Annotated in this window: 15 protein-coding genes and 1 riboswitch; of the genes, 10 read left to right on the forward strand and 5 right to left on the reverse strand. The window is 62.5% G+C overall.

Annotation, left to right across the window (positions count from 1 at the left end):
- Positions 1–23: 23 nt before the first annotated feature.
- Together RBB29_RS00135 and lysA are read right to left on the reverse strand one after the other, a co-directional pair.
- Positions 24–2600 carry a TIGR02302 family protein gene (locus RBB29_RS00135; protein ID WP_306113124.1) on the reverse strand — a complete coding sequence of 859 codons (2577 nt, stop codon included), beginning with the start codon at positions 2598–2600 and terminating at the stop codon, positions 24–26.
- Positions 2601–2637: 37 nt separating this feature from the next.
- Positions 2638–3903 (reverse strand): diaminopimelate decarboxylase, encoded by a 1266-nt coding sequence (gene lysA, locus RBB29_RS00140; protein ID WP_306113125.1) that lies wholly within the window; start codon positions 3901–3903, stop codon positions 2638–2640.
- 95 nt (positions 3904–3998) lie between these two features.
- Here lysA and RBB29_RS00145 point away from each other — a divergent pair, with 95 nt between their 5' ends.
- A complete protein-coding gene (locus RBB29_RS00145; protein ID WP_306113126.1) occupies positions 3999–4310 on the forward strand; it encodes a hypothetical protein in 312 nt (103 codons plus the stop codon).
- A 57-nt stretch (positions 4311–4367) separates the two neighbouring features.
- Here RBB29_RS00145 and RBB29_RS00150 read toward each other — a convergent pair whose 3' ends face one another.
- Genes RBB29_RS00150 through argH form a run of 3 tightly spaced genes read right to left on the reverse strand, consistent with a single transcriptional unit; the run spans position 4368 to position 6252 of the window.
- Positions 4368–4688 carry a DUF2834 domain-containing protein gene (locus RBB29_RS00150; protein ID WP_306113127.1) on the reverse strand — a complete coding sequence of 107 codons (321 nt, stop codon included), beginning with the start codon at positions 4686–4688 and terminating at the stop codon, positions 4368–4370.
- Entirely contained in the window at positions 4685–4864 is a 180-nt protein-coding gene (locus RBB29_RS00155; RefSeq protein ID WP_306113128.1) for a hypothetical protein, read from the reverse strand. The genes RBB29_RS00150 and RBB29_RS00155 overlap by 4 nt, the downstream gene beginning before the upstream one ends.
- On the reverse strand, positions 4861–6252 hold the full coding sequence (argH, locus tag RBB29_RS00160; RefSeq protein WP_306113129.1) for an argininosuccinate lyase: 1392 nt from the start codon (positions 6250–6252) through the stop codon (positions 4861–4863). The genes RBB29_RS00155 and argH overlap by 4 nt, the downstream gene beginning before the upstream one ends.
- 21 nt (positions 6253–6273) lie before the next feature.
- Between argH and RBB29_RS00165 the strand changes: the two genes are divergently transcribed.
- From RBB29_RS00165 to RBB29_RS00205, 9 genes are all read left to right on the forward strand, one after another.
- Positions 6274–6840 (forward strand): TlpA disulfide reductase family protein, encoded by a 567-nt coding sequence (locus RBB29_RS00165; protein WP_306113130.1) that lies wholly within the window; start codon positions 6274–6276, stop codon positions 6838–6840.
- A 119-nt stretch (positions 6841–6959) separates the two neighbouring features.
- Positions 6960–7080, forward strand: a riboswitch (TPP riboswitch).
- 102 nt (positions 7081–7182) lie between these two features.
- Positions 7183–8982 (forward strand): phosphomethylpyrimidine synthase ThiC, encoded by a 1800-nt coding sequence (thiC, locus tag RBB29_RS00170; protein ID WP_306113131.1) that lies wholly within the window; start codon positions 7183–7185, stop codon positions 8980–8982.
- Positions 8979–9947, forward strand: a complete 969-nt coding sequence (locus tag RBB29_RS00175) for an FAD-dependent oxidoreductase (protein ID WP_306113132.1) — start codon at positions 8979–8981, stop codon at positions 9945–9947. Before thiC ends, RBB29_RS00175 begins: the two co-directional genes overlap by 4 nt.
- Entirely contained in the window at positions 9916–10113 is a 198-nt protein-coding gene (gene thiS / locus RBB29_RS00180) for a sulfur carrier protein ThiS (RefSeq protein ID WP_306113133.1), read from the forward strand. The genes RBB29_RS00175 and thiS overlap by 32 nt, the downstream gene beginning before the upstream one ends.
- A 1-nt stretch (position 10114) precedes the next feature.
- Complete coding sequence (locus RBB29_RS00185; RefSeq protein WP_306113134.1) at positions 10115–10882, forward strand: thiazole synthase; 768 nt, start codon at positions 10115–10117, stop codon at positions 10880–10882.
- The gene (locus RBB29_RS00190) at positions 10882–11475 is read left to right on the forward strand and encodes a thiamine phosphate synthase (RefSeq protein WP_306113135.1); all 594 of its coding nucleotides are present in this window, start codon (positions 10882–10884) and stop codon (positions 11473–11475) included. The genes RBB29_RS00185 and RBB29_RS00190 overlap by 1 nt, the downstream gene beginning before the upstream one ends.
- Positions 11472–12440: a HesA/MoeB/ThiF family protein gene (locus RBB29_RS00195; RefSeq protein ID WP_306113136.1), complete on the forward strand. Its 969-nt coding sequence runs from the start codon at positions 11472–11474 to the stop codon at positions 12438–12440. Before RBB29_RS00190 ends, RBB29_RS00195 begins: the two co-directional genes overlap by 4 nt.
- Before the next feature lie 8 nt (positions 12441–12448).
- Positions 12449–13165, forward strand: coding sequence for a hydroxymethylpyrimidine/phosphomethylpyrimidine kinase (locus RBB29_RS00200; RefSeq protein ID WP_306121082.1), 717 nt, complete (start codon positions 12449–12451; stop codon positions 13163–13165).
- A gap of 232 nt (positions 13166–13397) precedes the next feature.
- Positions 13398–15278: an SLC13 family permease gene (locus RBB29_RS00205; RefSeq protein ID WP_306113138.1), complete on the forward strand. Its 1881-nt coding sequence runs from the start codon at positions 13398–13400 to the stop codon at positions 15276–15278.
- The last annotated feature ends 69 nt before the right edge of the window (positions 15279–15347 follow it).

Below are 15347 nucleotides of genomic sequence, written 5' to 3' on the forward strand. Positions count from 1 at the left end.
GTGCCGATCCATCGACCTCGGTGTTAGAAACGGTCCAGCAAGCGTTGAAGGTAGTTCCGCTCGATCTCGGGGCGGGCGCTTTCTCCCGTGCGGCGACGGATTTCATCGAGCAACTCGCGGGCGCGGCCATATACATCCTGATCCGGAAGACCCCGTTGGTCTCCCCCTGTCTGCGAGCCGTTGCCATTGTTGCGGCCCAGGGGATCGGAACCCGACTCGCCCAACTGGCTGAACGCTTCGCCCTGACCGTTTGGATTTTGTTCCTGGGCCAGCGCCTCACCCATGTTCTTCATACCATCGCGCAGGGCATCCATCGCTTCGGATTGATTGTCGAGCGCGCCCGCGAGGTCCTGATCTCGGAGCGCCTGTTCGGCACCGCGCATGGCATCGTCTGCACGCTCAAGCGACCGACGGGCGTTTTCACCGGCCTCGCCGCCCATCCCGGGCAGGTTGCCGCGCTGACGCTCCAGCTCCCGGCGCAGCGCCTCCTGCCGGTCGGCCAATGACCCTTGCCCGCCCTGTTGCGGCGTACCCTCGCGCCCCTGCTGCGTGCCCTGGCCTTCGCCCTGACCATTCTGACCCTCGTGGCTCTGACCCTGACCCTGACCACCGTTGCGGCCCTGGTTGCCCTGGGACTCACCGGCCTGCGCGCCCGGGTTGAACTGTTCCTGCAGGTCGCGGAACGCCTGGTCCGACAGGCCCTGCTGCTGCCGCAGCGTATCGGCAAGACCTTCCATCGCCTCCCGACCCGGCGAATTGCCGCCCGCGCCTTCGGTGACCTGCATGTTCTCCATCATTTCCTGGAATTCTTCCAACGCCTGCTGCGCCTCGGCAAAGCGGCCCTGTTCCATCAATTCCTGAATCCGCTCCATCATGTCGTTGATGTCGTCCTGCGACATCTCCATGAAGTCCTGCGGCGTCTGACCACGCTGATCGGTGTTGTTGTCACGCTGTGCCTGTTGCGACTTCTGGCGCAGGTAGTCTTGCGTGGCATCGCGCAATTCCTGCATCAAACGCGCAATCTCTTCATTGCTGGCGCCGTTTTTCATCGCCTCGTTCAGGCGATCCTGCGCCGCGCGCATCCGCTCCAGCGCATCACCGATATCACCATCTTCCAGAAGCAGCGCCAGATCCCACATCGCCTGCGCGATCTCGTCACGGGCCTCGTCGTTGAGGCTGGCCGCGCGCACTTTCTTGTCCAGATCGCTGATGATTACCCGCATCTTGAGATAGGCGCTGTCCTTGCGGAAAAGCCCGGGTTCGGGGTTGTATGAGATCGCCTTGAGAACCTGCGACACCCGCGGGCCATTTCCCTTGGACCACAAGAGATCGCGGCGTTGTTCAATAATGGCCGCGGCCAGCGGGTCAAAGAAACGCCGCGCGGGCAGATCAAGTTCGATGATCTCGCTTGTGCCGACCTGACCCTTGGCATCCACGACGGTCATCTGCATCGTCACCGGCAGATGCGCCCAAGGGTGTTCCGACAGGTTTTCGATCAGCGTCTCGGAAAAGACCGCCCGGTTGCCCGCGATCGGCATCGGCAGGTCCAGCACGATGGGCTCGCGCGCCTCGGGGTCGATGCGCAACCCGTGATCGCGGGCCACATGGGGAAGGTGCAGGGTGAAACTCGCCGTGCCGCTCACCACCGCGTAATCGTCGATGGCGCGGAAGGGTTGGCTCATCTGCCCGTCATAATTCGTGCGCGCGCCTTCTGGCATCAACTCGACCCGTGGTGGCACATCTCTGACAGCGGATACTTTCCAGCTCCGTCCGCCCGGGCCATCAATGGTCAGGTCCCCGTCCTGCACAATGTCGAAGCTCTGGCTTGGGTCCGTGGCGGCGCCCAACCCGTCGGTACGGTTCGAGACCGTCTCGGACACCGACAGCGCCCCCACCTCACCGTAAAGGCGTATGGTGATGCGGCTGCCTTCGGGGGCGGTGATACGGGTGTCGATGTCGCTTAGGTAAAGGCTCGGCAGGCCGGTGTAACTTGGTGGCTCAACCCAGCCTTCCCAGGCCGGGCCAGAAGCCAGCGCGGCACCGGGGCCCGCGCCCATCTGACCGACCGATCCCACCCGCCAGATCGAGCCGAAGAGCAGCGCCACAACGAGGCCCAGAAGCGCCACGTAGCGCAAGCCAAACGGGTCGCGGTTCGAGAGCTTGAGGTCGGGTTCGACCGCCTTGGCGGTGGCGGCCCGCTCCGCCATGCGTTTCTGATGCGCCTGCCACAGGGCCTCGGACGCGGGATCGTCGGCGCCGATGGCCTGGCTATCTGCTAACGCGGCCAGCGGATGCCCGGGCAGGGCCGCGTCCATGCGCGCCATCGCCTCGGATCGGCGGGGCCAGTTGAACTGCCGGACGCCGATGACCGACGCAGCGACCACCGCGATCAACGCCAGAACGATCACGCTCCACAGAATCTCGAAGGAAAGCACCTCGTGCAGGCCCAGCATCATCGCGCCTGCGAATGCGGCTACCAATGACCAGAGTGGCCAGAACGCGCGAACAATACGTTCCGCGATCAACCCCGCCCAGGTGAGGGTCAGGGGCCTGCGAAGCCGGTGCAAAACCGGGGTCAGGGCGTTATTCTGGCGTGCCATCTACCGTACCATATGGGGGCGAGATGCAATGATTGCATCACAGCCACTCAGGGATGGTATCGCGATTTATCATTTCGTCAAAGGTCGGACGCGGCCGGATGACGGCAAATTGATGCTCATGCACCAGAACTTCGGGGATCAGCGGTCGGGTGTTGTATTCGCTCGACATGACCGCGCCATAGGCCCCGGCACTGCGAAATGCGACCAGATCGCCCTCAGAAACCGGCGGCATCAGGCGCCCCTTGGCAAAGGTATCGCCACTTTCACAGACCGGGCCGACTATGTCATAGGGGGTCTGCTCGGTTCCGGGCGCGGGCTCAATCACCGGGACAATGTCGTGGTGCGCCTCGTACATCGCCGGGCGAATAAGGTCATTCATCGCGCCATCCAGGATCAGGAATTGCCGGTCCTCCCCGGATTTCACGTAAATGACCTTGGTCACCATCAAACCGGCATTGCCCGCCACCAGACGTCCCGGCTCGATCTCGATCTCGCAACCCAGATGGCCAAGCGTCTCCTTGATAAGCGCGCCGTATTCCGTCGGGAGCGGCGGTGCTTCGTTCGAGCGGGTATAGGGAATGCCCAGGCCGCCCCCCAGATCAAGCCGCGTGATCTCATGACCGTCGGCGCGCAGGGCTTCGGTCAATTCGCCGACCTTTTCATAGGCGAGGCGGAAGGGTTCCAGCTCGGTGAGCTGACTGCCGATATGGACGTCGATACCGATGACTTTCAGCCCCTTGAGCGTGGCCGCATGGGCATAGACGTCGCGAGCCCGGGCAATCGGGATGCCGAACTTGTTCTCGGATTTGCCGGTGGCGATCTTGGCATGTGTCTTGGCATCCACATCCGGGTTTACCCGCACGGTGATCGGCGCCACAGTGCCAAGCTCCAGCGCCACGGCATTGAGCGCAGCCATTTCCGGCTCGCTTTCGACGTTGAACTGGCGGATGCCACCGATAAGGGCCTGTCGCATCTCGTCGCGTGTCTTGCCGACGCCGGAGAAAACGATCCGCTCACCGGGTACGCCCGCTGCAATCGCACGGGCATATTCCCCGCCCGAGACCACATCCATCCCCGCCCCAAGACCGGCCAGCGTTTTCAGGATCGCCTGATTGCTGGCCGCTTTCATCGCGTAGCAGACCAGATGCGGCATGCCATCGAGCGCCTCGTCAAAAAGGCGGAAATGACGGGTCAGGGTGGCGGTGGAATAGACGTAGAAGGGCGTGCCGACCTCTGCCGCGATATCGGCGATGGCAACATCCTCGGCATAAAGCGCGCCATCTCGATACAGAAAATGATCCATGAGCCACGCCCCCCGAAATCCAACCACAGCGTCATAGCAAAGCGCGCGGCGTTTGCAATCATTTGCAGTGGACTTTGCGCCGGGGCGGGATAGACATGATGGAGAAAGTCAAGGAATTAGGGGAAATCGAGATGCGCAGAGTGCTTGTTGCAATTGCCACGGTTGGTGTCGTGGCCGGATGTGGAGGCGAGCCCGAGCCGGTTCATCAGGGATCGGCGAGCAGCATGGAGGTAAATCGCCGCGGCGCAGAGGTCTATGGGACAGCCGGGGCCGGTTGGACCAATGAAGAGTTGCGGGCGGGATTGAATGCCGGAACGGTGTGCAACAACAATGAACGGGTGCAAAACCTCGAGATCACGCGCGATGCGTCCGGCAGGATCCGCTTCACCGGCGTCTGCGCGCGCTAGCGCGATGGGGAGAAGTCTGAAATGATTTTCTGCTTGAACGTCGCGCGAAAGACGGGGTTACGTGGCGGGCGTTGACTGGGGCCTCATCCGCAAGAAGAGATAGAGCGGCAAGCCGCAGCTTACGCCGATGCAGAAAGTTGCGGGGATCGCCAGAAGACCAAGCCAGTTTCGGCGGCTGATGCTCTCCCAGATCACCCAGACCGTGAGTGCCACCGCAGCAATCGTCAGGTCCCAGACCAGCCCGCTCGCCGCATCGTTGGCATGCCACGCATCGACCATGGCCCAAAGGTCATAACCGTTGGCGTTGAACCAGCTCAGGAAATAATACATCGGATGGATGGCGCCCCAGATGGCCAGCGCCAGGAACAGCCACCTCACAGCCCCAGACCAACCCCCAGGGTCCATTTTCCGCGTGTTGCCGAAACATGGGTATGGGCATGGGTGCCGCTGCTGCCGACGCCCACGGTTGTCGTCACCGAGGGGCGGATCGGCGGGCCGTCGGCACCACAGGCGGCGACAAGGCTCAGGATCGTCAAAACAACAGCAATTCTCATACCAACACCTTCTTCCAACGCGCGATCTGGGCGCGGACCTGCACCGGGGCCGTGCCGCCGTAACTTACGCGGGAGGCCACAGAATTATGCACGCCCAGTACGGCGAATATATCATCGGTGATCGCGGAATGCACGGATTGCATCTGCTCAAGGCTGAGATCGGGCAGGTCGATACCGTCTTTCTCGGCCATGGCGACGAGGCTGCCGGTGACGTGGTGGGCCTCCCGGAAGGGCATGCCCGCCACCCGCACAAGCCAGTCGGCGAGGTCTGTTGCGGTGGAAAACCCGCTGCCCGCCGCGGCCTCTAGGCTCTCGCGATTGGCCGACATGTCCCGCACCATGCCTTCCATCGCCGCGAGCGCCAGCATCAGGTTATCAGCGGCGTCAAAGACCTGTTCCTTGTCCTCCTGCATGTCCTTGGAATAGGCCAGCGGCAGGCCCTTCATGACGGTCATCAGCGCCACATTGGCCCCGAAGATCCGCCCGATCTTGGCCCGGATCAGCTCCGCCGCGTCGGGGTTCTTCTTCTGCGGCATGATTGACGAGCCGGTGGAGAACCGGTCGGACAGCGTCACGAACCGGAACTGCGCCGAGGACCAGATGACCAGCTCTTCGGCCATGCGGGACAGGTGCATGGCGCAGATGCTGGCCGCCGACAGGAATTCGAGCGCAAAGTCACGATCACTGACCGCGTCGAGCGAATTGGCCGCGGGCCGGTCAAAACCCAGGTCGTTGGCGGTCATATCCCGGTCGATCGGAAAGGACGTCCCGGCCAGAGCCGCGGCACCCAGGGGGCATTCATTCATCCGCGCGCGGGCGTCGCGGATGCGCGACAGATCGCGGCCGAACATCTCCACATAGGCCATCATGTGGTGACCCCAGGTCACGGGCTGCGCGGTTTGCAGGTGGGTGAAGCCGGGCATGACCCAATCCGCACCCCCCTCGGCCTGCGTGAGCAGTGCCTTCATCAGGGCCTGCAATGCACCATCCACGGCGTCGAGCTGGTCGCGGACCCAGAGTTTGAAATCGGTGGCGACCTGGTCGTTGCGGCTGCGGCCTGTATGCAGCCTCCCCGCAGGCTCGCCGATCATCTCTTTGAGCCGCGCCTCGACATTCATGTGGATGTCTTCGAGAGCGGTGGAAAAGTTGAAACTTCCGCCTTCGATCTCTGACAAGACCGTGAGCAGGCCTTCCCTCATCGCCTCGGCGTCACTATCACTTACGATGCCCGTGGCGGCCAGCATGGCGGCATGGGCCCTTGAGCCGGCAATATCCTGCGCCGCCATCCGCTGATCGAACCCGATCGAGGCATTGATCGCCTCCATGATCGCGTCCGGCCCGGCGGCAAAGCGGCCGCCCCACATCTGGTTCGAGGTCTTGTCAGTCATGTTCTGCCCTTCGGAGGGAAAATGAAATTCTTCGCGTCGCTCGTCCTTTATATGGCCCTCGCGCTTGGTGCAAATGGCGCCTTGGCGGATATGTCGGATATTGCCGCGCTGCGCACCGGCGACATGAAGAAGCTGAACCTGCATGCCGCTCCGAAAGAGGTGAGCCAGGCCACCTTCATCCACGAAGACGGCAGCGACGCCACGCTGGCGGACCTGAAGGGCAAGGTCATCTTGCTGAACTTCTGGGCGGTATGGTGTGGGCCGTGCAAGATCGAGATGCCGATGCTGTCGGAATTGCAGGCCGACCTTGGCGGGGATGGCTTCGCGGTGGTGACGCTTGCCACATCCCGCAATCCGCCGCCCGCGATGACCAAGTTCTTCGAAGAGCGCGGCATTGACAATCTGCCGCTGCACCGCGATCCCAAAAGCGCCGTCGCCCGTGAAATGGGCGTTTTCGGCCTGCCGGTCACCGTGATCCTCAACCCCGAGGGTCAGGAAATCGGCCGGTTGACTGGTGAAGCGGATTGGAGCTCGGACAGTGCAAAAGCGGTGTTGCAAGCCCTTATTGATCAATCTCCAAAGAGCTGACATGCGGCGGGTTTCCGCGACCACCAATAGTTGGATTTACGGGCTGTAACCGAATGCGCCGCCGCTGCGCAATTGACCGCTCACCCGGACTTTACAAACGCGCAAATCCGATTTACCTCAGACCTATGCAGGGGAGTCCCACCCAAGGGACTGAGAGGCTGATAGGGTGAAAACCCGGTGAAGCGACCCTTTGAACCTGACCCAGTTGACACTGGCGTAGGAAGCTAAGGTCGCCTTGCTGCATCTGGCCCGTGCGACCCGAACAGAGGGTATGTTTCGCCTTCGCCTCCTCCCAAAAATCATCTGGTGTCTTTTTGAGACCTGAGCTTGAGGAGCGCCAAAATGAACGTACCAAACCCAAAGATTACCACCGGCGAACTGCCCGCCTCGCGCAAGATCTATGTCGCGGGCGAATTGCATGACGATATCCGCGTGCCAATGCGCACGATTTCGACCCACCCCACTGCGGGCGAGCCTCCATTGCCGGTCTATGACAGCTCGGGTCCTTACACTGACCCCGATATGCTGACCGATATCCGTCAGGGTCTGCCCGCGCTGCGCCGTGAGTGGATCAAGGCCCGCGGTGATGTCACGGAGTACGAGGGGCGCGAAATCACTGCCGCCGATAACGGGTTTGTCCAGGGGGATCGGCTGACCCCCGAATTTCCCGTCAAGCCCCGCCCGCTGCGCGGCAAGCATGGCGCAGCCCCGACCCAACTTGCCTATGCCCGTGCGGGGATCATCACGCCGGAGATGGAATTCGTGGCGATCCGCGAAAACCAACTGCGCGACACCGCGCCCTGCCACCGGGACGGCAATGATTTCGGCGCAAATATCCCCGACTACGTGACGCCGGAATTCGTCCGTGAAGAGATTGCCGCGGGCCGGGCGATCATCCCCGCCAACATCAACCACCCCGAGAGCGAGCCGATGATCATCGGGCGCAATTTCCTGGTGAAGGTCAATGCCAATATGGGCACCTCGGCGGTGACCTCCAGCATGGAGGAAGAGGTCGACAAGATGGTCTGGGCGATCCGTTGGGGCGCGGACACGGTGATGGACCTCTCGACCGGTCGCAACATCCACAACACCCGCGAATGGATCATTCGCAATTCACCGGTCCCGATCGGGACGGTGCCGATGTACCAGGCGCTGGAAAAGATGAATGGCATTGCCGAGGACCTGACCTGGGAGGTGTTCCGCGACACGCTGATCGAACAGGCTGAACAGGGGGTGGATTACTTCACGATCCACGCGGGCGTGCGCTTGCACATGGTGCCGATGACGGTTGATCGGGTCACGGGCATCGTGTCGCGTGGCGGGTCGATCATGGCCAAGTGGTGCTTGCATCACCACCGTGAAAGTTTCCTTTACGAGCATTTCGAAGAGATCTGCGACATCTGCCGTGCCTATGACGTGAGCTTCTCGCTGGGTGACGGGCTGCGTCCCGGTTCTATCGCTGATGCCAATGACGCGGCGCAGTTTGCTGAGCTGGAAACCCTGGGCGAGTTGACCAAGATCGCCTGGGCCAAGGATTGCCAGGTCATGATCGAAGGGCCCGGCCATGTGGCCATGCACAAGATCAAGGAGAACATGGACAAGCAGCTTGAGTGCTGCCACGAGGCGCCGTTTTACACGCTCGGGCCGCTCACCACCGATATCGCGCCGGGATACGACCACATCACCAGCGGTATCGGCGCGGCGATGATCGGCTGGTTCGGCTGCGCGATGCTCTGCTATGTCACCCCCAAGGAACATCTGGGCCTGCCCGACCGCGATGACGTGAAAACCGGGGTCATCACCTACAAGATCGCGGCCCATGCCGCCGATCTGGCCAAGGGATTGCCCGGCGCACAACGCCGCGACGATGCGCTTTCCCGGGCGCGGTTCGAGTTCCGCTGGGAGGATCAGTTCAACCTCTCGCTTGACCCCGACACAGCCCGCGACTTCCACGATCAGACCCTGCCGAAAGAGGCCCATAAGGTCGCGCATTTCTGCTCCATGTGCGGGCCGAAATTCTGCTCCATGCGGATCAGCCATGACATCCGCGCCGAGGCCCAGAAAGAAGGGATGGAGGCGATGGCCGCCAAGTTCCAGGAAGGTGGCGAGCTTTACGTGCCGGTCAAGGAACCGGGCGAATGATCACCATCGCCGGGGCCGGTCTTGCCGGTCTCGCCTCGGCATTGGAGCTTGCGCGGGCCGGGGCCTCGGTACGGGTCTACGAGGCCGGACCCGAGATCGGTGCCCGCAGCGTTGCCCGCTATGCCGGCGGTATGTTAGCGCCCTGGTGCGAACGTGAAAGCGCCGGGGAAGAGGTGATCACCCTCGGCGCGGGCGCGGCGGACTGGTGGGAGGCGATCACGCCCGTCACCTGCCGCGGCACCTTGGTTGTCGCACCGCCCCGTGACCACGCGGAGTTGTCCCGCTTTGCCCGCCGCACAACGGGGTTTCGCGAGGTGGCAGGCACCGGGGTGGACCGGCTGGAGCCGGACCTGTCTGGCCGGTTTTCGCGCGGGTTGTTCTTCGAGCGTGAAGCCCACCTGGACCCGCGTCTTGCGCTTCAGGACCTGGTCAATGCCGCCACGGCCCTCGGGGTCGTCATCAACCCGGGTACCGCTGCGCCGGACCGGGTTGATCTGGACTGTACCGGCATCCACGCGACGCTGCCCGATCTGCGCCCGGTGCGCGGCGAAATGGCATTACTGCATTGTCCCGAGGTCACGATCACCCGGACCATCCGCCTCCTGCATCCCCGCTTCCCGCTCTACCTCGTGCCGCGGGGTGAGGGGGTGTTCATGATCGGTGCAACGATGATCGAAAGCTCATCCACCCGCCCGGTCACCTTGCGCTCGCTGTCCGAATTGCTGGGGGCGGCTTTTGCCATCCATCCCGGGTTTGCCGAGGCCAGCGTGATCGAGACCGGCAGCGGGTTGCGCCCGGCCTTCCCCGACAACCTCCCCCGCCTCGTTCAACGCGACGGCACCCTGCACCTGAACGGGCTTTACCGCCACGGCTTCCTGCTGGCCCCGGCCATGGCGGCCCGCGTGGCCCGACATTTCATACCGGAGACTTCCGATGCACATCACAGTGAATGCCAAACCGCATGACATTTCCGCCGAAACCCTTGCCGCGGCCCTTGTCGAGCTTGGCTTTACCAGCGCGGCCATCGCCACGGCCCTGAATGGTCAATTCGTCCCGGTCCCCGCAAGGGAAGCGACGCATCTGACCGCGGGTGACCGGCTTGAGGTGCTGGCCCCGATGCAGGGAGGGTAGGATGCGCGTCTATGGCACCGAAATCACCCTGCCGCTGTTTCTGGGAACGGCGCAATATCCATCGCCCGCGATCCTGCAAGACGCCATCCTTTCGAGCCAATGCGAGGTCGTCACCGTCAGCCTGCGTCGGGAAACGGCGGGGGGAACAGGCGCGCGGTTCTGGGACATGCTGCGCGCAACCGGCGCCCGCATCCTGCCCAATACCGCCGGTTGCCATTCGGTACAGGAGGCGGTGACCACGGCGCAGATGGCCCGGGAACTCTTCGCCACCGACTGGATCAAGCTGGAGGTGATTGGACATGGCGATACGCTGCAACCGGATGTCTTCGCGCTGGTCGAGGCCGCGCGCATTCTTGCGACGGACGGCTTCAAGGTCTTTCCTTACATGAATGATGACCTGATTGTCGGTGAAAAACTTCTGGAAGCGGGATGTCAGGTGCTGATGCCATGGGGTGCGCCGATCGGCTCTGGTCAGGGGTTGCGCAATCCCGATGCCCTGCGCGCGATGCGGGCGCATTTCCCCGATACCCCCCTAATCGTCGATGCCGGGATCGGGCGGCCATCCGATGCGGTGCTGGCCATGGAATTGGGCATGGATGCGGTCTTGCTAAACACCGCCGTGGCCAGGGCGGGCGATCCGGTGGGCATGGCGCGGGCCATGGCCTTGGCGGTCGAAACTGGGCGTCTGGGCTTTGCCGCCGACCCGATCGACCGGCGCGATATGGCGGTGCCATCCACCCCCGTTCTGGGCCTTGCGGAGTTGATGTGATGGAGCGGTTTTACTTGATTACCGGTCATGTGGGGCGGTTGGAGCTGTTGGTGCCGCAGGGTGTCAAACTGGTGCAATTGCGGATCAAGGAGGCGACAGAGCCCGAGATACGTCGACAAATTTCTCGAGCCCGCGACTTTTGCTCCGTGCATCGGACCCAACTGGTTGTGAACGACCACTGGCAGGCGGCACTGGACCTGCGCTGCAGTTTTGTTCATCTGGGTCAGGAAGACATGGACGCGGCCGATTTTCCAGCCCTGCGCCGGGCGGGCGTTCGTTTCGGCCTTTCGACTCATGACGAGGCCGAACTGGACCGCGCTTTGTCGCTCGATCCCGCCTATGTGGCGCTTGGCCCGATTTACCCGACATTGCTGAAAGAGATGAAATGGGCCCCGCAAGGATTGGCGCGTGTGACCCGCTGGAAAGCCTTGGCTGGTAACACGCCGCTGGTTGCGATCGGCGGGCTGACACCAGAGCGTGCGCCGGGTGTTTTTGCCGCCGGTGCCGATAGCGCCGCGGTGGTGACCGATATTCAGCAGGCCCGCGACCCCGAGGCGCGTACCCGCGAATGGCTGCAGGTCTGTGGTGCATGACCCGCTATGCCCGGCAAATGCAATTGCCCGAGATCGGCGAGGCCGGTCAGGCACGATTGTCCAACGCCCGTGTTGCCGTCATCGGGGCCGGGGGGCTTGGATGTCCGGTCCTGCAATACCTCGCCGGGGCCGGGGTCGGGCAGATAGAGATTTTCGACCCGGATCGTGTCGAAGAAAGCAACCTGCACCGTCAGCCGATCTATCGCATGGCGGACCTGGGAAGGCCCAAGGCGACCGTTGCACGCGACACGCTGCGCGCCCTCAATCCGCAAATCACGGTAGAGGCATATGTCGAGGCGCTCGGCCCCGGCAAAGCCCCGGCGCTTGCCGCCGCTGCGGATCTGGTGATCGACGCGGCGGACAGCTTTGCGGTCTCCTACATCCTGTCGGACGCCTGCCTAGCTGCGGGCACGCCCCTCATCTCGGCAAGCGTGCTGGGTCAGACTGGCTATATCGGTGCATTTTGCGGGCGCGCGCCATCGTTGCGCGCGGTTTTCCCGGAACTGCCGGGCACCGGGGCGACCTGCGCCACTGCGGGTGTCTTGGGGCCGGTGGTTGGCGTCATCGGGGCGCTGCAGGCGCAGATCGCGCTGCGGATCCTTCTGGACACCACGCCATCTTCCGAGGGGCGGATGGTTACCGCCGACCTAACCAACCTGCATTTCGGCGGGTTCAGCTTCCTGAACAGCGCCGAACCCGATACCGCGACCCCCTTTATCGCGACACATATGGTGCAGGGCAGTGACCTCATCCTCGATCTGCGGGACCGGCATGAAGCGCCTGACAAGATCACGACCCGCGCCAAGCGTGTGACCATGGCCGACCTGCCCTCGATTACCCCGTCCCCGGATCAGCGGGTTGTTTTATGTTGCCAAAGCGGTCTGCGGGCCTGGCAGGCGGCAAATGTGCTTCACGCGCGGGGCATCGGCCATCTTGCCCTCATGGCCGCGAAAGCCTGCGCATGAAAACCGTCATGATCATCGGGGGAACCGATAGCAGCGGTGGTGCGGGTCTGACCCGCGATGCCTTTGTGGCCCGCGCATTGGGGTTTGAGGTTCTCCCCATCGTGACCGCCGTCACTGCGCAGTCGCATGACAAGCTTTTTGAAACGCAGATGATGCCGGCGGAAATGGTCACGCAACAGGTGCGTGCCGCACTGGCCGCAGCACCCCCCTCTGCCATCAAGATCGGGATGCTGGGCAGTGCCGAGATCGCCGAGGCGGTCGCCCATGCGATCAGGCAGCAGCCCTGCCCGATGGTCATTGATCCGTTGTTGAAATCCAGCTCGGGCGGGCAGCTTTTCGCGGGGGAGCTGCCTCAGGCGTTGCTGTCGCAGGCTGCGCTCCTTACGCCCAACCTGCCCGAAGCTGCGACACTGACGGGCCGTCCTTTGGCAAGTACCGAAGCCGGCATCACCGCCCAGGCGGAATGGTTCCTTGCCAATGGTGCAAGAGCCGTTTTGATAAAGGGTGGGCACGCAACGGGCGCGACCAGCACCGATTACCTGTTCAGCGCGTCGGAACGGCATATCCTTGTGGCGCCAAGGCTCAAGGCCGACAAACGCGGGACAGGATGCGCCCTGGCCACCGCCATCGCCTGCCACCTTGCCGATGGGGCCGGGCTTTACCACGCCTGTCAGGGGGCCAAGGAATTCATTCAAGGCTGGCTCAGCGAAGCCGCCGGAAACTGACGTCTATCACGGCAACCTTGCCTTAAGCTGTCCCGTGATCGGTTCCGAAAAGACGTACAGAACGGCGTCGAGATACACCGATGGTGGAGGCGGCAGAAAGACGCGATGTTACCCCCAACACAAATCATTCAGGGTCGGTCGACCACGGTCCCGCAGAGCGCAATTTGACCATTGCTGAATTTCACAGCACACTCGACAAAAACGCAAAAAAGAACGGCACAAAGGGATTCACATGGAAAGCATTGCCTTCACCACGGAGATGGCTGTTGTGGTCGGGGCATTGTTGTTCACGGTTTTCCTCTTCGTCTCCGAGATTATCCGCGTCGACCTGGCGGCGGTGCTGGTGCTGGTTCTGATCGGCATCCTGTCCTACATCCCGGGGCTCGGAAATCTGGCGGATGTCAATCACCTGTTCGACGGGTTTGCCTCCAACGCGGTGATTTCTATCATCGCTGTGATGATCGTCGGTGCCGGGCTCGACAAGACCGGGATCATGAACAAGGTCGCGGCGCAAATCCTCAAACATGGTGGCACGACCGAAGGCCGGGTGATGCCGATCGTGTCGGGCACCGTCGGGTTCATTTCGAGTTTCCTGCAAAATGTCGGCGCCGCGGCGCTCTTCCTGCCGGTGGTCAGCCGGATCTCGGCGCGCACCAACATTCCGCTCAGTCGCCTGCTGATGCCGATGGGGTTCTGCGCCATTCTGGGCGGGACGATGACGATGGTCGGCTCGTCGCCGCTCATCCTGCTCAATGATCTTATCGAGACCGCCAATCAGGGCCTGCCGGCCGAGGCGCAAATGGAACCCTTTGGCCTCTTTTCCGTCACCCCGATCGGGGCCGCGCTGATCCTCACGGGGATCGCATATTTCTTCTTTCTGGGGCGCTACGTGCTGCCAGGCCAATCCAAGGTCGAGGCGTCACAGGGGCAGGGGACGTCGGATTACCTGCAGCGGGTCTATGGGCTAAAGGCGTCGGTTTTCGAGGTCGATGTGCCCGAAGACAGCCCCCTGGTCGGACAGATCCTGGCCGATATCAACCTCGAAAATAACCTCTACATCATCTCGACCTACTATCGCGGCAAGGTGTCGATGGTGCAGATCCTCACGGCCGAGATTGCCGCGCCATGCCGGCTGGCCATCATCGGCAAGGATGTCGTCGTGCGCGCCTTTGCCGAGAAATTCGGCCTGACCGTTCGGCCCGAACTTGACGTCTTCGCCGAAGAATTCGCGCCGACAAATGCCGGCATTGCCGAGGTGGTCATCCCCCCCGACAGCAAGTTGATTGGCAAATGCCCGCGCGACCTGCTGCTGCGCAAAACCTACGGGTTGAGCCTCCTGGCCATTCACCGCGGCGAGGAAAACCTGAGCCATGTCGAATATGGCGATCACAAGCCCACGGCAATAGGCCTGGTGCCATTTCAATCGGGCGATATGCTGGTCGCGCACACCAAGTGGGACAACCTGGTACGGATCAAGAAAGACCGGGATTTCGTCGTGGTCACCGCAGACTTCCCGCAAGAGGAACTGCGCCCCAAGAAAGTTGGTTGGGCGCTCTTTTTCTTCCTCATTTCCCTGTCGATGATCCTGTTTACGGATGTGCGCCTGTCGCTTTGCCTGTTGACCGGTGCCGTTGGCATGATGCTGAGCAGGGTCTTGTCGATCGACGAGGCCTATCGCGCGGTCGGGTGGAACACGGTCTTTCTTCTGGCCAGTCTTATCCCGTTGGGGCAGGCGGTGCAGAATACCGGCACCGCCGAATGGATCGCGCAACAGATCCTTGTGGCTCTCGATGGCTGGCCGCTTTGGGCGTTGCAAACCGGCATTGCGGTTCTGGCCACGGCGTTTTCACTTGTCATGTCCAATGTCGGTGCGACGGTACTGCTGGTCCCGCTGGCGGTTTCCATCGCGGTGGCCGCAGGCGGTGATCCGGCGATTTTCGCGCTGACGGTGGCGATTTCGACCTCCAACTCCTTCATCATCCCGACCCACCAGGTCAACGCGCTCATCATGGGGCCAGCCGGGTACAAGGTGACCGATTTCGTCCGGTCCGGCGGGATCATGACGGTGCTCTTCCTCATTGTGTCGATGGTGATGCTGAACATCGTGTTCTGAGGCGAAAGAGCAACCGCCCGGCAGGTTCGATATGGTCATTGCTGCTCAAGGCGGCTTATCCTGCCATTG

Origin of the sequence: Roseovarius sp. MMSF_3359 (assembly GCF_030733385.1) — a bacterium.
Taxonomy (GTDB): Bacteria; Pseudomonadota; Alphaproteobacteria; order Rhodobacterales; family Rhodobacteraceae; genus Roseovarius.

Excerpts from the sequence above, each read along its gene's own strand:
- RBB29_RS00135 (WP_306113124.1), bottom strand. The coding sequence starts at position 2,600 with ATGGCACGCCAGAATAACGCCCTGACCCCGGTTTTGCACCGGCTTCGC.
- lysA (WP_306113125.1), bottom strand. The coding sequence starts at position 3,903 with ATGGATCATTTTCTGTATCGAGATGGCGCGCTTTATGCCGAGGATGTT.
- RBB29_RS00145 (WP_306113126.1), top strand. The coding sequence starts at position 3,999 with ATGATGGAGAAAGTCAAGGAATTAGGGGAAATCGAGATGCGCAGAGTG.
- RBB29_RS00155 (WP_306113128.1), bottom strand. The coding sequence starts at position 4,864 with ATGAGAATTGCTGTTGTTTTGACGATCCTGAGCCTTGTCGCCGCCTGT.
- argH (WP_306113129.1), bottom strand. The coding sequence starts at position 6,252 with ATGACTGACAAGACCTCGAACCAGATGTGGGGCGGCCGCTTTGCCGCC.
- RBB29_RS00165 (WP_306113130.1), top strand. The coding sequence starts at position 6,274 with ATGAAATTCTTCGCGTCGCTCGTCCTTTATATGGCCCTCGCGCTTGGT.
- thiC (WP_306113131.1), top strand. The coding sequence starts at position 7,183 with ATGAACGTACCAAACCCAAAGATTACCACCGGCGAACTGCCCGCCTCG.
- RBB29_RS00175 (WP_306113132.1), top strand. The coding sequence starts at position 8,979 with ATGATCACCATCGCCGGGGCCGGTCTTGCCGGTCTCGCCTCGGCATTG.
- thiS (WP_306113133.1), top strand. The coding sequence starts at position 9,916 with ATGCACATCACAGTGAATGCCAAACCGCATGACATTTCCGCCGAAACC.
- RBB29_RS00185 (WP_306113134.1), top strand. The coding sequence starts at position 10,115 with ATGCGCGTCTATGGCACCGAAATCACCCTGCCGCTGTTTCTGGGAACG.
- RBB29_RS00190 (WP_306113135.1), top strand. The coding sequence starts at position 10,882 with ATGGAGCGGTTTTACTTGATTACCGGTCATGTGGGGCGGTTGGAGCTG.
- RBB29_RS00195 (WP_306113136.1), top strand. The coding sequence starts at position 11,472 with ATGACCCGCTATGCCCGGCAAATGCAATTGCCCGAGATCGGCGAGGCC.
- RBB29_RS00200 (WP_306121082.1), top strand. The coding sequence starts at position 12,449 with ATGATCATCGGGGGAACCGATAGCAGCGGTGGTGCGGGTCTGACCCGC.
- RBB29_RS00205 (WP_306113138.1), top strand. The coding sequence starts at position 13,398 with ATGGAAAGCATTGCCTTCACCACGGAGATGGCTGTTGTGGTCGGGGCA.